Genomic DNA, 21,981 nt, shown 5'->3' with positions numbered 1-21,981 from the left:
ATTCCACATTTAATAGAAAACGACCTTGTAATTAAGGTCGTTTTCGTTTTATTTGTATCTTCACTAAAAATATCTTTATGCATATAGAAGAGTTAAGAGAGTTTTGTTTAGGACTTCCATTGGTCGAAGAAAAATTTCCTTTTGATCAATCTACTTTGGTCTTTTATATCGCTGGAAAAATGTTTTGCCTTTGTAATATTGACGATTTTGATTCTGTAAATATCAAATGTGATCCAGATAATGCAATCGAATTACGCGCAACTTTCGAAGCTGTAATTCCTGGTTATCACATGAACAAAAAACATTGGAATACTGTTAAAATTCATCAAGACGTGAAAAACATTCAAATCAAAGAATGGATAAAAGATTCTTATAATTTAGTCATCTTAACTTTACCAAAATCCAAACGACCTGAGGTACTTAAAGAATAATTTAAACTAATTCTTAATATTTTTAGGTTATTTATATAGATATTATCATCTTTGTCTTTCAATGGGGTGCTAAAAAGCTGAGAATATACCCAAGAACAATTTTGTTCTATACCTGATCCAGATAATGCTGGCGGAGGAATTGATGTTAGCAATAACTTCTATCTCCTCATCAAAACAAATTATGATGAAGGAAATTATTTTACAAACAACTTGGCTCGAATGGCTGGGTGTCACTTTTTCTATTTTTCAAGTCGTATTGGCGAGATTCAACAATCCAAAAAATTATTTATTTGGAATTGCAGGAATTACATTATCGCTTTTCGTCATGTTCAATTCTAAGCTATATGCCGAATTCACACTTAATATTTATTATTTAGTAATGAGCATTTATGGTTGGTTGTATTGGAAATTTGGACAACAAAAACACGAAATCGAAATTACGAAAACCAACAAAAAAGAATGGGGAATTGTCGCAGGAATTGTCTTAAGCAGTTTTACTATTTTTTATTTAGCACTCACACATTTCACCGATTCTGACGTTCCTATTTGGGATTCGGTTGTAAGTGCATTTGCTTGGGCAGGTATGTGGTTAATGGCAAAACGTAAACTCGAAAATTGGATTTTATTGAATATTAGTAACATTATTTCAATTCCATTAATGATTCACAAAGATTTGTACTTATACGCTATTTTATCGTTGATTTTATTTTGCGTGGCAATTTCTGGATATTTCAATTGGAGAAAAATTTTGAATGAAAACAATGCTTGATATTCCCAAACTTCGACAAGAATTATTGAATAAAGAATCCTTTAATCAAGTAGTTCTCGATCATATTTATATTCAAAACTGGTTGAATATTTGGGTTCCTAAACAATGCAATGGACTTGGTTTACATTTTTCCGAAGGATTAAAAGTTTTACAATCTGTTGCTAAAATTGACGGAAGTTTAGGTTGGTTTGTAACGCTTTGTAGTGGTGCAAATTATTTTTCTCGAAATTTAAAACCTGATGTTGCTTCTAGTTTATTTTCTTTACAAAAAACGTGTTTTGGAGGAAGCGGAATGCTTGGTGGAACTGCTGAAAAAGTTGGAGATAAATATATCATAAATGGTTTATGGCATTATGCAACTGGCGCTCCTTACCTCACTCATTTTACATTAAATGCGAAAATAATCGAAGATGGAAAAGAAATATTGGACGAAAATGGTGAACCAAAGTTTTTGTCATTCATTTTAAATCAATCTCAAGTTAAATTAATTTCAACTTGGAAATCAATGGGAATGGTTGCAACATCTTCTCATAGTTTTGAAGTAGAAAATGAAATCGTTCATCAAGATTATAGTTTTATTTATAATCAATTTTATAGTGATGATTTGGTCGAAAAAATACCTTTCCGAATTTTTGCTGATTTAACTTTATTGGTAAATTATCTTGGAATGGCTGAACATTTTATCGAAAAAAGTTTAGAAATTATTCATTACCAAAAACAAACAGATTTCGAACATTTCGTTATTAAATCAACTTCGAAAACTATTGAGTTTGCTAAAACAATAGAAAACTTATTAGTAAATAATTCTCCTATTTCAGAAGAAATCGAAACTGAAATTCATTCATTTGGAATAGAAACTGTTGAAAAAATCACTCAATTTATCATTGAAATTTATCCACAACTTGGAATTAAAGCTTCAAAAATCAATGAAGAAATCAATCAAATTTTCAGAGATTATTTTACCGCAACTCAACACCGAAATTTTAGACAAAATATTCAACTCAAATAGTCTATTTATCTATATTTGCAAAACTTTTGACTGCGTAATTTAATGGATAGAATATCAGATTCCGGTTCTGACAGTAAGGGTTCGAATCCCTTCGTGGTCGCTATTTTATTTTTTTTTGCAATTTTTTTTTCATAGTTTAGCATATCACTAATTATTAATTAACACGTTATTATGAGAAAAAAATTACTATCTCTTTTATCGATAGCAGCAGTAGCTGTATCTTTTGGTCAAACTTATACAACACAAAATAGTGGTATTCCATTACAATCCTTTGGAGCAAGAGAATACTCTATTGTAGATCCTAATACAGCATGGATTACTTATTTTGATGGAGCTGGTACTCAAACATATCCTAAATATGTAGGAGTAACAACTAATGGAGGATCAACTTGGAAAGCTAATTTAGTATCTAGTTTACCTTCGAATGCATTAATATCAGATATCGGAGCTGTAAATGGTACAACAGCGTTTATTGTAACAGCACCTGCTTCAGGTTCTGGAGCTGCAAATGGTTTATGGAAAACAACAAATAGCGGAACATCATGGGCTAAAGTTTCAGGAGTATTTGGAACTAGTTCTTTCGGAAATATCATTCATTTCTTTGATGCAAATAATGGTTTGGTTATTGGAGATCCTATTAATGGTAAATACGAAATGTACAAAACGACAGATGGAGGTAATACTTGGAGTACATTAGGCACAGCTCCTTCAACTTTAGTTAGTACTGAATATGGATACGTAGCTGGTAGAGTATTTTTAGGAGAAGATTTATGGTTAACTTCAAATACTGGTAGAATTTTACATACAAATGATAGAGGAGCTACTTGGAAATCTTACTTTTCTCCAGTCGATGATTTTTCAGGTGAAGACTCAAGTGCTAGCATGTCCTTTTCTTCATCTAAATATGGATTGTTAGTAGATAATACAGCTGTATTATGGTTCACTGAAGATAGTGGAGCTAACTGGGATGTTATGTCATCAAATAGTTATTATGATGGAGATATTTCATATATCCCTGGATCTAATGGAATCTTCCTTTCAACAGGATTTAGCTCAGCTTCAGAATTAGGTGTAGGATCTGCTTATTCTAAGGATAATGGTAAAACTTGGACTAAGATTGATGATGGGCAACAAAGATTATTTATCGGAGCTTACGATTGTAAATCTGTTTGGGTTGGTCATTACACTTCAGATACAAAAGGAACAGGTGGCGTTTTAAAATTAAATGATATTCCAGGCTGTACATTAGCGACGACAGAACAAACAGCAACAAAAGTTGAATTAAAAGCTGTTGTAAATGGTGGTACACTTAATGTTATTTCAAACAAAGAAATAAAAAGCGTATTGGTTGGAGACTTAACAGGAAGAAAACTTTCAGAAGTACAATCTAAAGATGTTAATATTTCTGCATTAAAAGCTGGTGTATACTATGCTCGCGTAGCTTATGCTGATGGTGCTTATGGAACAGTGAAGTTTATTGTAAAATAATTTACATCTTATAAAAAAATTAGAAAGGACAAAACCAAGGTTTTGTCCTTTTCTATTTCTACATTTGCCAAAATTTTTCAGTTTTGGAAATCGAGATTTTATTCTATTTATGCATGGCAGCTTTTTGTGCCGGCTTCATAGACTCTATTGTTGGTGGTGGAGGATTAATACAAACGCCTTTATCGCTTGCTTTTTTGCCTAATTTACCTGTTTCAACAGTAATCGGAACACTAAAAATTCCAGCATTTAGTGGAACAGCTTTAGCAACTTCACAATACCTTAAAAAAGTAAAAATAGATTGGAAACTTTTTGCGATTATGGCGATATGTGCTTTTGTTTCCGCTTTTTTAGGATCGCAATTGTTAACGGTTATCAATAATGATTTTATGAAACCTGTTTTATTAATCATTTTGATTGTTTTAGCCATTTACACGATTTTCAAGAAAGATTTTGGACAAGCTACCGAACGTAAAATCCCTTATCACATTGCGATTATTAATGGTTGTATTGTGAGTATCGCTGTAGGTTTTTACGATGGTTTTATTGGTCCAGCAACTGGAACTTTCTTTATTTTGGGATTCGTAACACTTCTTGGAATGGATTTTTTGAAAGCTAATACCAATGCAAAACTGATCAATTTAGCGACTAATTTTGGTTCGATTTGTTTATTTTTAATCAAAGGGCAAATTATCTGGAAAATAGCTTTACCAATGGCTGTTTGCAACGCTTTAGGAGGTTTTATTGGAGCAAAATTAGCCATCAACAAAGGGAATAAATTTATTCGATACATATTTATTTTGGTAATCCTACTCTCAATTTGTAGATTTGGTTATGAAGTAATTTTCAAGTAAATGAAAACCATTTTTTCAATCATTTTTGTTTCGATATTTATCACTGTTTTTGCTCAAAAGTTTGAGTTAAAAGATTCTGTTTTGATTGAAAATAAGACAATCAAATCAATTGATACTGATCTAAATAATTCGATTTATTTGATTTCGGACACTAGAATTGAAAAAATATTTCAATCGAAAAAGAACAAAAGTATTGATCTTAAAAATATCATTACTTCGGTTGATGTCAATAATCCGCTTCGAGCTTATGTGTATTCAAATTTTAATCAACTCACTATTTTAGATGAAGATTTGAATCCTATTCAGGATATTGTAAAGATTAAATCAAACGATTTTATGCCTGCTGCATTAAAAGTTGTTGACACGCAATTTTGTTGGTTTTATGATTTGATTGGGAATAAAATTGTTTACTATAATTATCAGTTGCAAAAACCAATTCTGACATCAAAACAAATCTATTTGAAGCATAATGATCAATCAATCGATAAAATACATGTGTACAAAAATTTGGTGTATTTAAAAGGTCAAAAAACGATTTATGTTTATGATGATTATGGAAATTTCAAATCTAATTTTGAATTTGACACCAATCATCAACCTTTTTATTTTTATAAAGATGTTATTTTCTATATAAATTACAATAAGCTAATATCAAAAAATATTATCAATCAAAATTTGACAACTTTTATTGATTTAGAAAATGTAAAAAGTTTTGCACTTAACGAAAAAAATCTTTATACATTGGTCGAAAATAAAATTTACACTTATACGATTTTAAATACAAACTATTAATAACAAACTATTTAATCAATTAAAATTAATTACTAAACCTTATTTATTTTTAATTTATAATTGAATAAAAAATCATAAATCAATCGGAATAATTTTTTTCTAAAAAAAGATTTTTCTATGAGTCGCTTGCTTAGATTTTGTTTTGAAAATTAAGCTTTAGTATATTTGCAAACGTTAAAATAATTGGAAAATGCATATCGCCATAGCCGGAAATATTGGAGCAGGTAAAACTACTCTAACAAACCTTTTAGCAAAACAATACAACTGGACAGCTCAGTTTGAAGATGTAGAAATGAATCCATATTTGGATGATTTTTACAACGACATGGAAAAATGGGCGTTCAATCTTCAGATTTATTTCTTAGGAAGCCGTTTTAATCAAGTAAAAGAGATTAGAGAAAGTGGAAAAGACATTATTCAGGATCGTACAATTTACGAAGATGCGCATATTTTTGCGAGTAACTTGAACGATATGGGATTATTGTCTACGAGAGATTACAACAACTATTTGCGTGTTTTTAATTTGATGACAAGTTTTGTAGAAGCACCAGATTTATTGATTTATCTTAAAGCTTCAATTCCTACATTGGTTTCGCAAATTCAGAAACGTGGTCGCGATTACGAAAACTCGATTAGTATTGATTATTTGAATCGTCTAAACGAGAAATACGACAAGTGGATTTCGAATTATAAAGAAGGAAAAGTGTTGGTAATCGACGTGGATAATTTAGATTTTGTTGAAAATAAAGAAGATTTAGGATTCATTTTCAATAAAATAGAAGGAGAAATTAACGGACTTTTTTAGTCAAAAAAAATAAAGTAACTTGCACGGCTTGATTTTAAATTTAATCAGGCCGTTTTTTTGCGTAAAAAATTATGGAAAATAAAAGTATTTTGAAAGGAGTTTTGTTCGTTGCAATGGGCGCCAGCTTCTACGGAATGTTAGCAACATTTGTAAAAATTGCATACGATCAAGGCTATACAACTGCCGAGGTAACGACTTCGCAGTTTGTATTAGGAATTTTGATTTTGGGAATCATCAACTTGTTTATGATGAGTAAAAAAGATTTACCAAAGATTGAACAAAAAGATAAAAAAAGGTTGGTTCTTGCCGGAACTTCGTTAGGTTTCACAAGTTTATTTTACTATCTAGCGGTGCAATATATCAATGTGTCAATCGCAATTGTATTGTTGATGCAAACGGTTTGGATTAGTATTTTGGTTGAGAGTATTTTGGGTAAACAATTTCCTTCTGCCAAAAAATTAATTGCAATGGTTTTGGTATTATTTGGAACTGTTTTGGCAACGAATTTAATCAACCAAGAAGTCGAGTTAAATCCTAAAGGATTGTTTTGGGGATTTTTAGCAGCTTGTTCTTTTACAGCTACTATGTTCACATCTAATAGTTTAGCCAATTACTTGCCAGCTTACAAAAAAAGTTTGTGGATGCTTTTTGGTGGTTCTATTATTGTGTCTTTATTTTTGTTTTTTAGCCAAATCGGACCTTATTACTTTGATAGTTTAATGAACTTTTACAACAACTTTTCGAGTGATGTAAATGGAATTCATGCATTCAATTTTAGCATTTTTTACACTTGGGGATTACCGTTGGCAATTTTCGGAACTGTCTTACCTCCTATTCTTTTAAACAAAGGTTTTCCGCACACAGGATTAGGTTTGGGAAGTATTGTTTCTTCGTTAGAATTACCCGTTTCAGTAACCATGGCTTTTGTGCTTTTACATGAACAAGTACTCGCAATACAATGGACAGGAATCGCCGTTATTATTTTTGCTATTATTATATCAAATCTGAATTTTAAGAAAAAATAAATTCAAAATGACGAATATTCTTATAAGTCAATGAAAATTCAATCACAAAAAAAGCCAACTCGTAATAAGTTGGCTTTGTATTTTGAGTAAAATCTAAATTATTTCACCAAAATTTTATTCGCTAATTGATTTGTTCCATCAATTTTTTCTTGAATTGGTAAACCTAATAACTTCGCAAGCATTGGATAGATTTCTGTATTTGGAAAAACTTTAATCTCTTTACCAGACTTAATATTTGGTCCCCAAGCCATAAAAGTCGCTTTCATTTCTGGCGTTTCTTTTACATAAAAACCATGCGAACCTTTCGGTGCATTTTTGTTTGAGAAATAGTTTGGAGCATGTGCAATCAAAATAATATCTCCAATACGATTGTATCGATCATTCTTTTTATCAAAATGATATTTAGATGGGACATTTGTTGTTTTATACACTTCGAACGTATTATTCTGAACTGCTTTTATTTCTTTGTAAATTGATTCGATATCATTTTTATCTTTTACAAAAAGACTTACATAAGAACCATTTGAAGCAACTTGTACTTTTGATTCATCAATTTTAATTGGCAATTTCAACGGATTTTCATCATCAATTCTTGTCATTCCGTGATCAGAAACAAAAACAAAATTCACTTTCAAACCTGTTTTTGCAACCTCATCATTCAATTTCTTGATTGATTGATCTACAAACTGTACAGCTTCCTTTGTTTCAGGCGCATCAGGTCCAAAAGAATGTCCTGCGTGGTCTACTTCCGGAAAATAAAACGTAATCAAATGTGGACGTTTTTCAGCTGGTAATTCTAACCAATTAACCACTTGCTGAATACGATAATCAATTGGTGATTTCTCCGAATACTTGTACGAATACGTTGGAAACATACCATTAATAGGCGCTTCCGAACCTGGCCAATAGTAACAAGCAGCTAACATTTTGTTCTGCTCTGCAAGATTCCAAATTGGCGTTCCTCCGTACCATTTCGGATTGATAACTGCATTCCTATTTCCCAATGAATAACGATCACCAACTTCTATATCTAACATATTATTACCTACCAAACCATGATGAATAGGTGTTAAACCTGTTACGATTGTGTAGTGATTTGGAAACGTAACCGATGGAAAAGAGGGATACATAGCATCGGCTTTCACTCCTTTTTTAGTCAAAGCTAATAGATTTTTAGCTTCATGTTTTTGAGCATAATCATAACGAAAACCATCTGCCGAAATCAAGATAACATAAGGTTTATCTTGTTGTTTAGCATCATTCACACGATTTTCAATTACGATTTGTTCTTCGATTTCTTGTGCATTTGCTGTAATTGAGAACGTTAAAACAATTGCAGAAAATATACTAAGTATTGATTTTTTCATGCCTCAAATTTAAAAAGTTTTATACTTAGAATGAATTAAAAAAATGTCAAATCTTCATGAAAAACCATAAAAAAACTTATTTATAAATAAACCAGTTTCATAATATGTTAAGCAAAACTTATCAAATCTTCGTAGGCTTTTTTAGCACCTTCAAAAACTTGTTGTTGTTCTTCTTCAGTTGTAAATTCTTGATTGATATAACCAATAAAAGTTTTCCAGATTTGACCAAGGTTTTCGCCATAATGTCCAAAGTAATTGAAACCTTTATTCTCTAAAAAAGGATATTTTTTCAGTGTTTTTGCAATTACATTTCCGCCAAGCATAGAACCTTCTATCACATACAAAGCTCCAATTGCTTCGGCTCTATTTCGAAGATCGAATTGTTTTGGTACATTCAATTCTTCTAAACCCAACTCATTGATATCTTGTTCAATCAAAGACAATTTGTTCAATTTTGTCAACGTTAAATTTTTTAAATCTTTGTCATTCAAAAATTGTTTGATAGAATCTTCATACGATTTTAGAAAAATATGATTAACCTGCAACATTTTATAATAATTTTTATCTGTAAATGTGCTGTTAAACAATTTATTCGATTCTAATTTATCTTCAATTTCTTTGTGATAAACCGCTGTTTTTTCTTTTAAATAATCAGATAGCATTTGTTAGATTTTTTTAAATGTTAATATAAAAGTTGTTTCTTCTCCCACTTTACTTTCAAAAGATATACCACCATTCATTCTATCCATCATTCTGTGCGCAATAGAAAGCCCTACACCATTTCCAGAGATATTTCCTGTGTTAGACATTCTGCTAAATAGCTTAAACATCTTGTTGTAATCTTCCTGTTTTATTCCGATTCCGTTATCTTTTACTTTAAAAATAACCTCCTCTTCATTCAATTCTGACCATATTTTTATGATTGGATGTTGTGCTTGGGAAGAATATTTTATTGCATTACCAATAATATTCAGAAAAACCTCATAAAACATCGTTTTATCCCCCAAAACATTATGTATTTCTTCTACAACAACTTGTGTATCATTAGTTTTATAATACAATAAAACATCGTGTATAATCTTTTCTATGATTGGTTTTGTTTCGATTGTAGACAATACAATTTCTGATTTTTTAGCTTTACTCAACGCCAAAAGATCCTGCATCATTTGTGTCATTCGATCAATTTCTTCAATAACACTTTTTAATCGATCATTTTTAATTTCATCATCTATCAAACTTCTTTGAAGCATCTGACAATTCAATTTCATCACCGATAAAGGTGTACGTAAATCGTGAGAAACTGTATAGGTAAACGAGTCTAATTCGTCATTTATTTCCTTTAATTGCTCATATAAACTATGAATTTTGAATGATTGTAAATGAAGTGTTTCTATAATTAACTTTATTACTTCTTTGGCAACATATTTCTCCTTATCTAACCAAATAAACGATTTATTCTTAATATTCTCTTGCCAAATTTTGAAAGAAGTTCGAGGAGAAAAACTATGTATTTCATCGCCATTTATAACATCTACATTTTTAATTTTACTTGGTTCTCCAGCCCAATCTAAGGTTTGAACTTGTTCTTTTTTGAACCAAATAATAAAATGTTCGTAAGTTTGATTTAGAAAACAAAACATTACACCAGCCGAACTTGGACTAAGCCTAATCTCTTGTCCATAATCTAGATAAAAAGTATTCGAGGTAAATAAACGTGCTGAGTTTCTTTTAAATGCCCATTCTTTTATTCTCAAAATTTCTTCTTTATCTGGCGTTTCGCCTTCTACAAAAACATCGTCAAAATTAACCAACGCAATCCCATCTGCCTTTGTAAGGTTAAGAACCTCTTTTAGATTATTGTTCATTGATTGCTGAAGATTTTCTTCCGTTAAAAGATTTTCTTTCAGTTTAATCGCTGTTTCGTTAAAATGATTTTGGAACTTTAATCGTTCAGTTGATTTAAAATTCACATAAGTCAACCTTGCTTGACGCGTCAATAATTCAGTTTGCAAACGAACTTGATTTGGAATAAATTTTGGCTTGGAATTCTGACATGCTACAATTCCCCACAATTTTTCGTTAATTACAATAGAAATAGAGAAACTTGCTTCACAATTAGCATTGCGTAAATACTGTAGATGTATCGGAGAAAGTGCTCTAACAGAAGAGTACATCAAGTTTATTTTTTGATAATTCTCATTACTAATTAAAATGATTCTTTTACTATCAACATCTGCAACCAAACGGCTTTTTTTCTTTAAATACAGTTGACGTGCTTGTTTAGGAATATCAAATTCTGGAAAACGCAACCCCATATAAGAATCTAATCCCTTATCACTTTCTTCCGCTATAACAACGCCACTACCATCTTCCAAAAATTTATACAACATTACTCTCTCGTAATGAATCAAACTCTTGATAGATGAAATCAACCTATCCCAAGTTGAGCTTATAGACTTAGAGTACAGGATTTGTTCAGAAAAATTATAATAAGCTAATCTGTTTTCTAAAATAATTAATTCTTCTAACTCCAAATAAATCAATTCATCAAAATGATAAACTGTTAAATGGTAGGTTTTTGAATTAACTTTTGTATTAGTTCGGTAAAATTCACCTTGTTCTAAATTCAAAACCTCATCAAAATCAAGCTCAAAATCATGAAGTTGATTAATATGTTGGCTTAATATCTTTTCAGTAGAAATTTTAAATAATTCATCAATATTTTGAGAAAAAAATTCAATTTGATGCGAATTTTTATGAATTCCTATCAAATATCCAAAAGGTTGAATTTCGTTGAGAAACTGAATTTCTTCGTCTTCACAATTTTTGATGATTTGGTTGATCATATAAATGGTTTAGGAGTGTAATTATGAATCTAAGGTAAATTTATTTTTTAATCTTCTTGTCTTTTAATTTTCAGAATATAGTTTTCTAACTCTAATTCATCGGTATCTACTAATTCGAAATCATTAAAATGAGTTAAACTTTTCTCAAAAAATGCTGTAACTTTTTCTTTTTCTAACGATGGATGAACTTTAATTCCGTTAAATTTTATGTTCTTCATATAGACATAAAAATCATAATCAAAATCGGTTTCTCCTAAATAAGTATTGGCTATTTTTCCTTTCCATTTGATGTCAAAAACACCAAATTCTTCTGTATCTAAAAACGTAATTTCGTGCTGAGCAACCGTGTCATTACCTAACATTGAAATACCAAAAGCAAGATTTTCTGACTCGTCAAGATTTACTGGAAGAGGATCAATTTCGAATGTTTTTTTATTGAGTTGATTAAAATCTAATTGCGCATCATTGTCTATCTTTATCCCTTTGTTGTTCCAATATGTACTCGAGATGATAGCATGATCATAATTAATCCAAAGCTGTTTTTCGGCATTCTCTTCAGAAATGTCATCTATTTCATCCAAATCATCTTTATATTCTTCTTCTTCGTCATAATTATCTGACTCTAAATGAAGATCCATCCAAAGGTCAAAATTTTCATCAAGGCGAGCACTCCAAACAAAATCTATTACTTTGTGTCCGTTTGTAAATGGGCTATTCGAAAAATATATTTTGTTATTATCCTTACTCATAAATTGGGTTTTGACTTATGTTTTTGAATTTACAACGATTATTCTACTCTACAAAATTTTAAAAAATAATTGGTTCGTTTATTAGATATTGTCATTGATTTTCAAAGAAATAAAAAAAGTGCAATTTCTATAGAAATTGCACTTTTAAATTATAGTTATGATTTATAAATCAAATGAATTACAATGTTTCTTTTAACCACTTGAAAAATTCTGTATGCCAAATCACAGAATTTTGTGGTTTTAACACCCAGTGATTTTCTTCAGGGAAATAAATAAAACGAGATTTGATTCCTTTCAATTGTAAAATTTGATAAGCCTCTTGTCCTTGTCCCATTGGCACGCGATAATCATGACCTCCAACATAAATTAACATTGGCGTATTCCATTTATTTACTAATTCTGTACTACTTGGATCAAATTTAGAGTACGTTTTTTGCGCAGCTTTGTTATTTGTTTCCCACCAAGCACCACCAGCATCCCAGTTTGTAAAGAAAATTTCTTCTGTAGTTCCGTACATCGATTTCAAATCGAAAACACCATTATGTGCAATAAAAGACTTGAAACGACCTTCGTGAATACCTGCTAAATAATAAACAGAATATCCTCCGTAAGATGCACCAACAGCACCAAGACGATCTTTATCTACATAAGATTCTTTCGAGATATCATCAATCGCAGCCAAATAATCTTGCATTACTTGTCCTCCCCAATCTTTAGAAATTTGCTCATTCCACTCTACTCCATGACCTGGCATTCCACGACGGTTTGGCGCAATTACAATATACCCTTGTGCTGCCATTAATTGGAAATTCCAACGAGGAGAATAAAATTGCGTTAAAGCAGATTGTGGTCCACCTTGACAATACAATAAAGTTGGATACTTTTTATTCGGATCAAAATTTGGTGGATAAATTACCCATGCAAACATTTCTTTTCCGTCTGTAGTTTTAATTTTACGTGCTTTTACATCACTCAACGCAATGTTATCGAAGATATCTTTGTTTTCGTTTGTTAATTGCGTTAATGCTCCAGATTTCAAATCAACTACATAAATTTCTGCAGCGTGATTGATATCTGTTTTTGTAACAATTGCTTTATTACCAACAATTTCTTTGATGTCTGCAATGTCAAAATCACCTTTTGTAATTTGTTTGATAATAGGCATTTTTCTCATTTTGAAGTTTACATCAACCTCAAATAATTGAATTGTTCCTCCTACTGGCGCATTGAAATAAATTTTGTTACCATCATTGCTCCATTTATAACCTTGTACGGTTCCGTCCCAATGTTTTGTAATATTCATTTCGATATCACCACGACGAACGATTAAGTCATTTTTATCTGCTTCGTAACCATCTCGTTCCATGCTTAAAAACGCAAAATCTCCTTGAGAAGAAAAACTTGGTGTATTGTCATAACCCATTTTTCCTTCCGTGATATTTTTCGTCGTTTTCGTTGCTAAATCGTATTGATAAATATCTGTATTTGTGCTTAATGCGTAATCTGTTCCGAATTTTTTCTTAGAAACATACAAAACTTTTGTTCCGTCTGGTGTCCAAACAAATTCTGAAACTGAATATGGTTCGTCTTTTAAAACATCAATTTTAGTCGAACCTTCTTTATTTTCTGATACAAATAAATGATCGTAATTTCCATCATTCCAAGTATCCCAATGTCTGTAATTTAATTCGTTATAAATCTGCACATTTGATTTGTCCATTTCTGGATAATAATCAGAACCAAAAACCTTTTGTAATTTAACTTTATCAGTTTCTGCTTTATATTGTTGAGATTTATTCAACGATTCATCAGCCAAAAGCGTTTTATAATCTTCGATTTCCGAAGCTTTCCCTCCTGCCAACGAAATCATATACGTTTTCGATGTATCTTCTTGTGTTTTTACGTTAGTAGAAGTTACTTTGTAAATCAGATTTTTTTGATCTTTTGTTACTCCAACTGGAGCTACTTTTTTTACTTGCCAAAGAAGTTCCGGCGTCATTACTTTTTGTCCCATTGCTGTTGTCGATATCAAGATACTTGCGACTAATACAGAAAATCTATTCATGTTAATTTCAAATCTAAATAATTGTAAAAGTAACAATTCTTTATCGAGAAAGGTTAAATTTATAGATAAAAAAAGACATCATCCAGTACAAATTGTACTTAAATGATGTCTCCGCTAATAATTTTTTTCAAATCGTCTAATCGATTCTTAAAATTAGGCTATATATTTTATATTAAACTACTTAATTAAAAGTTTAACTTATTTTTATGAGTAAAAACTGGAATAATTGCTCCAAAAACTAAGTTTTGTTGGGAGAACACAATATCCTGTTTTGCTTTATCAGCTTTGTTTGCAGTTGTACGAATATCACTCAAGTTAGCATATCCACCCTTTAATTCGGCCTGTACAAAGAAATAATCCCAAAAAGTAAAGTTAATCCCAACCATTGCAGCTGTTGCAAAACCTGCTAAGTGAAACTCATCATAACGTTCGTTACCCATTAATTTTACGTTAGAACGTGGATATAAAATCCCTGCTCCCAAACCAGCTGTTACGTTAACATCGATTCCTTTTCCATTTTTTGTAATTGGGAAATGTTGAATATTATCAAAACGACGAACCTCTAAATTAGCATAGTTCAAACCATCTGTATGTTCAAACGTTAAGAAATCTTCTGTTAATTTTTGATCAACATTATTATATGTTCCATCGTAATCTGAACCTGTGTTGATGTGACCATTCATTTTTACAACTTGGTCTTGATCCATCACATATTTCATGTGGTCAATCCCGAAAGAGATATTCCAATTATCCGAAACAAAGTAACCTAAACGGAAGTTATATTGCGGAATCGTCATAGAACTTGGATTGAAATACTTGATTCCAAAAGAAGTTTGACGGTCATGAGCTGCTACATTATCTAACGTAAAATCGTATCCATCTCCTTTGAACTGAATATCTGATTTTGTATACTGCGCGTGATTCCAACCCCAATAAACATAAAATTTACCTTTATTATTTTTTCCTTGCCCGAAAGTAGTTGCAACTAAAGCAACTAAAAACATTACACTTATATACTTTCTCAAAATTTAACTTTTTGCAAATTTATTCTTAAAAAAATTGAGTAAAAATGATTTATGATATCAATTTTATATCTAGACAATATTTAAAATCAATAAACATTGTTAAGCGTCATAAAATAAAATGATAAATATTTATTAAAAATGATGTTCTCTATTTTGTAATTAAAAATTAAAATATATTTTTGTGACATAATGAAAGACTACCTGATAAAACATAGCATTGGAATTTTTTTCACGCTTCTTTTGGTGTTCAGTACGAACATGCAAGGGTTGGCGGGTTATGTAGATTATCAGATGAGAATGGAGCAACAAGACAAAAAAGATTCTTCTGACAATGATCAAAAAGCTTTGTTTTCTCAAACTTCAACTGAAGAAGAAAATAATCAGAAAAATTCTTCGAGCGAAATCACAGAAAAAATACATTATTTCCACGAAATAAAATTGTTTACATTTTTTAATGTGAAACAAACTACACATTCGGATTTTCATCATTCTAATGCATATGCGTCTTTAGACAATGGTGTGACAACTCCACCTCCTGAATTAGTTTAATTTTTTAATTGATTTTTTGCATCATTCTATTCAAATCTATTGAATGGACAGCAAATTTATTTTTATCATTTCAAATTATTAAATAATTCATTTTAAAACTATTATGAATCTTTTTCAAAATTGGAAAAAGGACATACCTGCGAGTATTGTTGTCTTTTTCGTTGCATTGCCTTTATGTTTAGGTGTTGCGTTGGCCAGTGGTGCGCCTTTATTTGCCGGAATTATTGCGGGAATTGTAGGAGGAATTGTTGTTGGTCTTATTTCTAAATCTCAAATTGGTGTTTCTGGTCCAGCGGCTGGTTTGGTCGTTATTGTATTAACTGCTATTACAGATTTGGGTGCTTACGAACTATTTTTAGTCGCGGTTGTTATCGCCGGAATTTTTCAGATATTACTAGGTATTCTAAAGGCTGGAGTTATTGGTTATTACTTTCCATCTTCGGTGATTAAAGGAATGTTGTGCGCGATTGGTATTTCAATTTTCTTGAAACAAATTCCGTTAGCGTTAGGATATACAGAAACGTTTAGTTTTAGTAATTTTAGTTTAGATTTTATCACGCCAGGAGCGATTATTATTACAGCAATCTCTTTATTTATCTTGATTGTTTGGGATAATATTTTAGGAAAAAAATCAAACTTTTTCAAATTATTACCAGGATCATTAGTAGCTGTATTAGTGGGTATTTTGTACCAAGTTACAATTGGTGATACCAACCACGAAGTATTTTCTATCGACCACAATTTATTAGTAAAAGTTCCTGTTCCTGAAAGTGTTTCAGATTTCTTAGGACAATTTACTATGCCCGATTTCGCCTCTGGATTAACAAATCCTATGGTTTGGCAAGTTGCATTTACCATCGCAATTGTAGCATCATTAGAAACTTTATTATCTGTAGAAGCAACTGATAAATTAGATCCTTTAAAGCGTCAAACACCTACAAATCGAGAATTGATTGCACAAGGTGTCGGAAACTCTTTAGCTGGTTTAATTGGAGGTTTACCTGTTACGCAAGTTATTGTACGTTCATCTGCAAATGCAATGAGTGGCGGACTTACAAAACTTTCTACAATTACGCACGGTGTTTTATTATTAGTGAGTGTGATCTCTATTCCAATGTTTTTAAATTTAATTCCAAATGCGGTTTTAGCCTCTATCCTATTGGTTATTGGATACAAATTAGGTAATCCGAAACAATTCTTGGATATGAAAAAATTAGGAAAAGATCAGTTAATTCCGTTCGCAGTAACAGTTATTGCAATTTTGGCAACAGATTTATTAAAGGGTATCATCATTGGTCTTATTGTTGGTGTAGTGGTTTCCTTAATCAAATCTTACAATAACTCGCACGTAATGTTGGTGAAAGAAGGAAATGTTTTCCATATGAATTTTGCTGAGGAGGTAACGTTTGTAAATCGCGGTGCAATTGTAAAAGAATTAGATGGTTTGAAACCTGGTTCTAATCTTGAATTAGATGTTCGTAAAACACGAATTTTAGATTATGATATTATTGAATATTTAGATGAATTTAAAGTCAAAGCAAAAAATAATAACATTAATATTCGACTAATTTCCGAACGTGGAACAGTCGATAATCCACCATCATTCAGAGAGTTTTTTGGTTACGTATTAGTTGCCGGAGCTCATTAATCTGTAAAAAACATATAAAAATTAAAACACACACAATAAAATTAAATATAATGAAAGCACATACATCAGAAACTCAAGCAACAACAACTCCAGATAAAGCGTTAGAATTTTTAAAAGAAGGAAATGCAAGATTTGTTCAAAATTTAAAAGCAAACAGAGATTTACTTTCGCAAGTGAATGACACAAGAGAGGGACAATGGCCGTTTGCGGTTGTTTTGAGCTGTATTGATAGCCGTACTTCTGCAGAACTTATTTTCGATCAAGGTTTAGGAGATATTTTTAGTGTACGAATTGCTGGTAATTTCGTTAATCAAGATATTTTAGGTTCAATGGAATTTGGAACAAATGTGGCTGGCTCTAAATTGATTGTTGTCTTAGGACACTCTAAATGTGGCGCTTTGAAAGGCGGATTAGACGCTGAAGCAATTCACAAAACTGGAATGAATAATTTGTGTCATTTGGTTGATCATTTCAATCCTATTATCGACGAAATCATTCAAGAAGGTGAAGAACGTTCTTCTAAAAATGCAGATTTATTAGAAAGATTAAATCACCAAAACGTTATACAAACAATAGAAGATATTCGTAACCAAAGTACAACCTTGAATACCTTAGAAAAAGAAGGGAAAATCAAGATAATAGGTGCAAACTACTGTGTAGATTCAGGCGTTGTAACTTGGTTATAAAACAATTAATTCTTTAGATATTTTTTAGTAATGTAAAAGCCACTCTGCGAGTGGCTTTTGTTATTTAATTAAATCTATAGTTTCTATTTTATAACCATCATAAAATATTCTATAATTATTTAATTTGTTTTTAATAATCCATTTAACATCATTCAAAACAAAATTATCTTCTAAAGCTCTAATAATATATCTATCATCAATATAAATTTCTAAAAATTTATCATCAAATAGTTTAACATTCGAAATATCCAATGATACTAACTCAAATAATTCGTTATTATCAATATTAAAATTTGTAATCATATTAAATATTTTACATCCAGATACAAATTCTATTATTACTTCATCAATTTTATCATAATAAATTGATTTATTACTAATTGAAAACTTAAACGATAAAATACCCGAATATTCAATTGAATACAAACTTGCATTCAATAATAATTTATTTAATATAGATTCTACTTTTTCATTCATTATTAAATTGGCTTTTGTTGTTTAGAAGTATATTTTTTTCCATTCCTTAAATTTACTATCAATCTTTGCTTTAATAAGTAAATAATTTTGTTCTGAATCTTCAACATGATAAACAGATTTTTTGTCAATTATCTTCTCGAATATCTTTATGTAATCATCTAAATATGATCCATTATTCTTAGAAAAATCACTATTATCTTCGTAATAATCATTTGTAAATTTTCTTCCAATATCACTTAAATCAGTAGATAAAAACTTACCATCAGAATAACTATTAATAAACTCAGCTCCAGTTATTATGTTATTTTTCACAGAATCAATTCCTGCTTGTGAATCTTTTTTCAACTCTGAAGAAATTAAATCATTATCAATACACCACTTCATATACATTCCAATATGAGTTGACGCATTTTCTTGAGCTAAATCTTTTGGAAAATCATTTCCATAATGCCAAGAAGCATCATCATATTTAGAAATTTCTTTAGAAGAACTTTCTTTCTGTTTTAAACAATTCACATTCAAAACAAGTACTATAAGTAGAAATATTTTTTTCAAATTCATTTAATTTAAATTACAAATCAATTCGTTAATAATCTAATTTACTCAGCAAACTTACTTAAACACTTAGCTGACGACGTTCTGAACCTAGTCAGCTTCCAAATTTACTAAGTTGACGGTCTCTTTTACCAAGCTGGCTTGGTTACGAACCAAGAAAACGAGGTAACCTAACCCCAAATTTGACGTTCCTGACATTGTCAGCTAAGTTCTGGACGTAATCAACTAGGTATAAAACCTCATCAGCTTACTAAAATACAAAGCTAGCTTACTTCGGAACGTAATCAGCTTGCTTCAGAACCACGTCGACTACGTTCGGGACGTGGTCAGCTACGTTTGAAACGTAGTCAAGATCCATTAAAATCGCTCGAATTGACAAATTTTCACATCAACACATTAGCTCATTTTCAAATTATCCTTTCTTCGGCAACTCTTTCAAGAAATTATATCTTTTTTGAACAAAATCCATCATACAATAAAAATGATTCAAACCATTTGTTACCATCAACAATTGAGAACCTAACACAATGTTGTAACGCGCTATTTGATCAAAAGTTGCTTGCGAAATTGCAATATTCGGCGCTTTACATTCCACCATAATAAATGGTTTTTCTTGCTGATAAACGACAATATCTGCACGTTTTCGCATTCCTGTAATATCAATTGCAACTTCCAACGCAATCGCCGAAGTTGAATAACCCAAATCGTTGATTAAATAATTCAGAACGTGTTGCCTAACCCATTCTTCGGGCGTATAGACCAACCATTTTTTTCGAATCAAACAAAAGATATACAATTTATCTTGGGCTTGTTTCAATCTTATTTGGTATTTTTCGGAAAAATTTAATTGTACTAATTCAGTCATTGTATGAGTCCTGTAGAATCTTTGATCAAAGATATAAAAAACAAAAACTATAAACCGATTTACTTCTTGGCGGGCGACGAGCCGTTTTTCATCGATCAGGTAACTGATTTGTTGGAAGCAAATATTTTAACAGAAGAAGAAAAAGGTTTTAACCAAACAATAGTTTATGGACAAGATGTAGAAGTTGGACAATTGATTGGAATGGCGCGTCAATACCCGATGGGTGCAGAAAAATCTGTAGTGATTGTAAAAGAAGCGCAACATCTTAGCCGTTCGATAGATCAGTTGGAAATGTATGCAAATCAAGTACAAGATTCGACGGTTTTAATCATCAATTACAAAGGAAATTCACTTGATAAACGCAAGAAAATCTATAAAGTTCTGAATGAAAAAGGGTATTACCACGAATTCAAAAAGATTTATGAAAGCGAGTTACCTTCTTGGATAGAACAAAAAGTTGCAGCTAATCAATTTAAAATTGAACCAAAAGCAAAGTTTTTGTTGACAGAATATGTGGGTGCTGATTTATCTCGATTGAATAATGAATTAGAAAAACTCTTTACAATTGTTGGTGCGGATAAAACTATCACACCAAATCATATTGAGAAACATATTGGGATTAGTAAAGATTATAATGTTTTTGAACTTCGTAATGCAATCGAAACGAAGAACATCGAAAAAGCATTCAAAATCATTAAATATTTCGAGAAAAATCCGAAGGATAATCCGTACGTCGTTTCAATCACAACAATTTTTAATCTGTTTACTAACATCATTCAAATTCATGTTACACCCGATAAATCGAAGCAAAATTTGGCAAAAGTCTTAGGAATTAACCCCTACTTTGTACAAGGAATGATGACGGCTGCAAGTAATTATCCGCTGAAAAAAGCTACGAGAATTATCTCATTTATTCGTGAATATGATTTGAAAGGAAAAGGTGTTGGAACTACTGGAAATGTGACGCCAAGCCAATTATTAATTGAATTAGTGTATAAAATTATGAATCTATAATTTTCATCTATTTATAGAATCGATAAAACTAAATAAGAAATACTAAATTTGTAAAAAATAAAACAACACAATGGAAAATAACGTAAGAGATGTTATCATAATAGGATCTGGACCTGCAGGTTATACAGCGGGAATTTATGCTGCACGCGCGAACATGAATCCTTTGATTTTAACTGGTATGGAGCCAGGTGGACAATTAACAACAACTACAGATGTTGAGAATTTCCCAGGTTATCCAGAAGCAGTTACTGGACCAGAATTGATGGCTGATTTACAAAAACAAGCTGAGCGTTTTGGAACTGAAATAAAATACGAATATGTAACGGAAGTAACTTTTGGAGAAAAAGAAGGTGATGTACATACTGTAAAATCGAACAATGGAACTTACCAAGCGCGTTCTATCATTATTTCGACTGGTGCAACTGCGAAATATTTAGGTTTAGATGATGAAACTAAATACGCTGGTAGTGGAGTTTCAGCTTGTGCAACTTGCGATGGTTTCTTTTACCGCGGTAAAGATGTTGCTGTAGTTGGTGGTGGTGATACGGCTGCTGAAGAAGCAACTTACTTATCAAAACTTTGTAACAAGGTTTATTTATTGGTTCGTAAAGAAGAAATGCGCGCGTCTAAAGCGATGCAAGATCGTGTTGCAAATACACATAATTTAGAGGTTTTATATAATCACGAATTAATTGGTTTGGAAGGAAACAATGTTGTTGAAAAAGCTAAAATCATCAACAATGTTACAAACGAAGAAAAAGAATTAATCGTTGATGGAGTTTTTATCGCGATTGGACATAAACCAAATACAGAATTATTCCAAGGTAAATTGGATATGGACGAAACTGGATATTTAATCACGCAAGATCGTTCGTACAAAACAAATGTACCTGGTGTTTTTGCTGCTGGTGATGTACAAGATTCTGTTTACAGACAAGCAATTACTGCTGCTGGTTCTGGTTGCG

General features: G+C 31.1%; 22 protein-coding genes and 1 tRNA gene. 14 read left to right on the top strand and 9 right to left on the bottom strand.

Annotated elements, in window-relative coordinates:
- The first annotated feature begins 77 nt into the window (after positions 1-77).
- The 9 genes from B2217_RS09180 (at position 78) to B2217_RS09140 (ending at position 7,170) form a co-directional block, all read left to right on the top strand.
- Entirely contained in the window at positions 78-431 is a 354-nt protein-coding gene (locus tag B2217_RS09180; protein WP_291122397.1) for an MmcQ/YjbR family DNA-binding protein, read from the top strand.
- A 181-nt stretch (positions 432-612) separates the two neighbouring features.
- Positions 613-1,200 carry a nicotinamide riboside transporter PnuC gene (gene pnuC, locus B2217_RS09175; RefSeq protein ID WP_180906802.1) on the top strand — a complete coding sequence of 196 codons (588 nt, stop codon included), beginning with the start codon at positions 613-615 and terminating at the stop codon, positions 1,198-1,200.
- A complete protein-coding gene (locus tag B2217_RS09170) occupies positions 1,184-2,209 on the top strand; it encodes a hypothetical protein (protein WP_180906325.1) in 1,026 nt (341 codons plus the stop codon). Before pnuC ends, B2217_RS09170 begins: the two co-directional genes overlap by 17 nt.
- 28 nt (positions 2,210-2,237) lie before the next feature.
- Positions 2,238-2,309 (top strand) — tRNA-Arg (locus B2217_RS09165).
- Positions 2,310-2,380: 71 nt separating this feature from the next.
- Positions 2,381-3,697, top strand: a complete 1,317-nt coding sequence (locus tag B2217_RS09160) for a YCF48-related protein (RefSeq protein ID WP_180906324.1) — start codon at positions 2,381-2,383, stop codon at positions 3,695-3,697.
- 83 nt (positions 3,698-3,780) lie between these two features.
- On the top strand, positions 3,781-4,548 hold the full coding sequence (locus B2217_RS09155) for a sulfite exporter TauE/SafE family protein (RefSeq protein ID WP_180906323.1): 768 nt from the start codon (positions 3,781-3,783) through the stop codon (positions 4,546-4,548).
- Positions 4,549-5,340 (top strand): hypothetical protein, encoded by a 792-nt coding sequence (locus B2217_RS09150; protein ID WP_180906322.1) that lies wholly within the window; start codon positions 4,549-4,551, stop codon positions 5,338-5,340.
- Between the two features lie 190 nt (positions 5,341-5,530).
- On the top strand, positions 5,531-6,145 hold the full coding sequence (locus B2217_RS09145; RefSeq protein WP_038333632.1) for a deoxynucleoside kinase: 615 nt from the start codon (positions 5,531-5,533) through the stop codon (positions 6,143-6,145).
- A 71-nt stretch (positions 6,146-6,216) separates the two neighbouring features.
- On the top strand, positions 6,217-7,170 hold the full coding sequence (locus tag B2217_RS09140; protein WP_291122394.1) for an EamA family transporter: 954 nt from the start codon (positions 6,217-6,219) through the stop codon (positions 7,168-7,170).
- A gap of 98 nt (positions 7,171-7,268) precedes the next feature.
- Here B2217_RS09140 and B2217_RS09135 read toward each other — a convergent pair whose 3' ends face one another.
- The 6 genes from B2217_RS09135 to B2217_RS09110 all read right to left on the bottom strand — a co-directional run bounded on the left by B2217_RS09135 (position 7,269) and on the right by B2217_RS09110 (position 15,222).
- Positions 7,269-8,537: an ectonucleotide pyrophosphatase/phosphodiesterase gene (locus B2217_RS09135; RefSeq protein ID WP_291091664.1), complete on the bottom strand. Its 1,269-nt coding sequence runs from the start codon at positions 8,535-8,537 to the stop codon at positions 7,269-7,271.
- 107 nt (positions 8,538-8,644) lie between these two features.
- Positions 8,645-9,199, bottom strand: a complete 555-nt coding sequence (locus B2217_RS09130) for a biliverdin-producing heme oxygenase (RefSeq protein ID WP_291091662.1) — start codon at positions 9,197-9,199, stop codon at positions 8,645-8,647.
- Positions 9,200-9,202: 3 nt separating this feature from the next.
- A complete protein-coding gene (locus tag B2217_RS09125) occupies positions 9,203-11,383 on the bottom strand; it encodes an ATP-binding protein (protein ID WP_125350205.1) in 2,181 nt (726 codons plus the stop codon).
- A 47-nt stretch (positions 11,384-11,430) separates the two neighbouring features.
- The gene (locus B2217_RS09120) at positions 11,431-12,132 is read right to left on the bottom strand and encodes a hypothetical protein (protein ID WP_038333628.1); all 702 of its coding nucleotides are present in this window, start codon (positions 12,130-12,132) and stop codon (positions 11,431-11,433) included.
- A gap of 178 nt (positions 12,133-12,310) precedes the next feature.
- Complete coding sequence (locus tag B2217_RS09115) at positions 12,311-14,197, bottom strand: S9 family peptidase (protein ID WP_291122392.1); 1,887 nt, start codon at positions 14,195-14,197, stop codon at positions 12,311-12,313.
- A gap of 185 nt (positions 14,198-14,382) precedes the next feature.
- Positions 14,383-15,222: a hypothetical protein gene (locus B2217_RS09110; protein WP_236688191.1), complete on the bottom strand. Its 840-nt coding sequence runs from the start codon at positions 15,220-15,222 to the stop codon at positions 14,383-14,385.
- A gap of 189 nt (positions 15,223-15,411) precedes the next feature.
- Here B2217_RS09110 and B2217_RS09105 point away from each other — a divergent pair, with 189 nt between their 5' ends.
- The 3 genes from B2217_RS09105 to B2217_RS09095 all read left to right on the top strand — a co-directional run bounded on the left by B2217_RS09105 (position 15,412) and on the right by B2217_RS09095 (position 18,105).
- Positions 15,412-15,771: a hypothetical protein gene (locus tag B2217_RS09105; RefSeq protein ID WP_180906316.1), complete on the top strand. Its 360-nt coding sequence runs from the start codon at positions 15,412-15,414 to the stop codon at positions 15,769-15,771.
- Between the two features lie 103 nt (positions 15,772-15,874).
- Positions 15,875-17,419 carry a SulP family inorganic anion transporter gene (locus B2217_RS09100; protein ID WP_038333625.1) on the top strand — a complete coding sequence of 515 codons (1,545 nt, stop codon included), beginning with the start codon at positions 15,875-15,877 and terminating at the stop codon, positions 17,417-17,419.
- A 50-nt stretch (positions 17,420-17,469) separates the two neighbouring features.
- On the top strand, positions 17,470-18,105 hold the full coding sequence (locus B2217_RS09095) for a carbonic anhydrase (RefSeq protein WP_125350207.1): 636 nt from the start codon (positions 17,470-17,472) through the stop codon (positions 18,103-18,105).
- A 60-nt stretch (positions 18,106-18,165) separates the two neighbouring features.
- Here B2217_RS09095 and B2217_RS09090 read toward each other — a convergent pair whose 3' ends face one another.
- From B2217_RS09090 to B2217_RS09080, 3 genes are all read right to left on the bottom strand, one after another.
- Entirely contained in the window at positions 18,166-18,582 is a 417-nt protein-coding gene (locus B2217_RS09090; RefSeq protein ID WP_180906315.1) for a hypothetical protein, read from the bottom strand.
- A gap of 21 nt (positions 18,583-18,603) precedes the next feature.
- Entirely contained in the window at positions 18,604-19,137 is a 534-nt protein-coding gene (locus B2217_RS09085; RefSeq protein WP_260442846.1) for a hypothetical protein, read from the bottom strand.
- Positions 19,138-19,549: 412 nt separating this feature from the next.
- Entirely contained in the window at positions 19,550-20,002 is a 453-nt protein-coding gene (locus tag B2217_RS09080) for a type I restriction enzyme HsdR N-terminal domain-containing protein (RefSeq protein ID WP_221854544.1), read from the bottom strand.
- A gap of 3 nt (positions 20,003-20,005) precedes the next feature.
- Here B2217_RS09080 and holA point away from each other — a divergent pair, with 3 nt between their 5' ends.
- Positions 20,006-21,016 carry a DNA polymerase III subunit delta gene (holA, locus tag B2217_RS09075; protein WP_291122390.1) on the top strand — a complete coding sequence of 337 codons (1,011 nt, stop codon included), beginning with the start codon at positions 20,006-20,008 and terminating at the stop codon, positions 21,014-21,016.
- A 70-nt stretch (positions 21,017-21,086) separates the two neighbouring features.
- Positions 21,087-21,981, top strand: an 895-nt coding sequence (gene trxB / locus B2217_RS09070; protein ID WP_291122389.1) for a thioredoxin-disulfide reductase, incomplete at its 3' end; no start/stop codon positions are given.

This window comes from Empedobacter sp. UBA7620 (genome assembly GCF_002484185.1).
Taxonomy (GTDB): domain Bacteria; phylum Bacteroidota; class Bacteroidia; order Flavobacteriales; family Weeksellaceae; genus Empedobacter; species Empedobacter falsenii_C.
This window is presented reverse-complemented; position numbering and strand designations above follow the sequence as displayed.

Excerpts from the sequence above, each read along its gene's own strand:
- B2217_RS09180 (WP_291122397.1), top strand. The coding sequence starts at position 78 with ATGCATATAGAAGAGTTAAGAGAGTTTTGTTTAGGACTTCCATTGGTC.
- pnuC (WP_180906802.1), top strand. The coding sequence starts at position 613 with ATGATGAAGGAAATTATTTTACAAACAACTTGGCTCGAATGGCTGGGT.
- B2217_RS09170 (WP_180906325.1), top strand. The coding sequence starts at position 1,184 with ATGAAAACAATGCTTGATATTCCCAAACTTCGACAAGAATTATTGAAT.
- B2217_RS09160 (WP_180906324.1), top strand. The coding sequence starts at position 2,381 with ATGAGAAAAAAATTACTATCTCTTTTATCGATAGCAGCAGTAGCTGTA.
- B2217_RS09150 (WP_180906322.1), top strand. The coding sequence starts at position 4,549 with ATGAAAACCATTTTTTCAATCATTTTTGTTTCGATATTTATCACTGTT.
- B2217_RS09145 (WP_038333632.1), top strand. The coding sequence starts at position 5,531 with ATGCATATCGCCATAGCCGGAAATATTGGAGCAGGTAAAACTACTCTA.
- B2217_RS09140 (WP_291122394.1), top strand. The coding sequence starts at position 6,217 with ATGGAAAATAAAAGTATTTTGAAAGGAGTTTTGTTCGTTGCAATGGGC.
- B2217_RS09135 (WP_291091664.1), bottom strand. The coding sequence starts at position 8,537 with ATGAAAAAATCAATACTTAGTATATTTTCTGCAATTGTTTTAACGTTC.
- B2217_RS09130 (WP_291091662.1), bottom strand. The coding sequence starts at position 9,199 with ATGCTATCTGATTATTTAAAAGAAAAAACAGCGGTTTATCACAAAGAA.
- B2217_RS09125 (WP_125350205.1), bottom strand. The coding sequence starts at position 11,383 with ATGATCAACCAAATCATCAAAAATTGTGAAGACGAAGAAATTCAGTTT.
- B2217_RS09120 (WP_038333628.1), bottom strand. The coding sequence starts at position 12,132 with ATGAGTAAGGATAATAACAAAATATATTTTTCGAATAGCCCATTTACA.
- B2217_RS09115 (WP_291122392.1), bottom strand. The coding sequence starts at position 14,197 with ATGAATAGATTTTCTGTATTAGTCGCAAGTATCTTGATATCGACAACA.
- B2217_RS09105 (WP_180906316.1), top strand. The coding sequence starts at position 15,412 with ATGAAAGACTACCTGATAAAACATAGCATTGGAATTTTTTTCACGCTT.
- B2217_RS09100 (WP_038333625.1), top strand. The coding sequence starts at position 15,875 with ATGAATCTTTTTCAAAATTGGAAAAAGGACATACCTGCGAGTATTGTT.
- B2217_RS09095 (WP_125350207.1), top strand. The coding sequence starts at position 17,470 with ATGAAAGCACATACATCAGAAACTCAAGCAACAACAACTCCAGATAAA.
- B2217_RS09090 (WP_180906315.1), bottom strand. The coding sequence starts at position 18,582 with ATGAATGAAAAAGTAGAATCTATATTAAATAAATTATTATTGAATGCA.
- B2217_RS09080 (WP_221854544.1), bottom strand. The coding sequence starts at position 20,002 with ATGACTGAATTAGTACAATTAAATTTTTCCGAAAAATACCAAATAAGA.
- holA (WP_291122390.1), top strand. The coding sequence starts at position 20,006 with ATGAGTCCTGTAGAATCTTTGATCAAAGATATAAAAAACAAAAACTAT.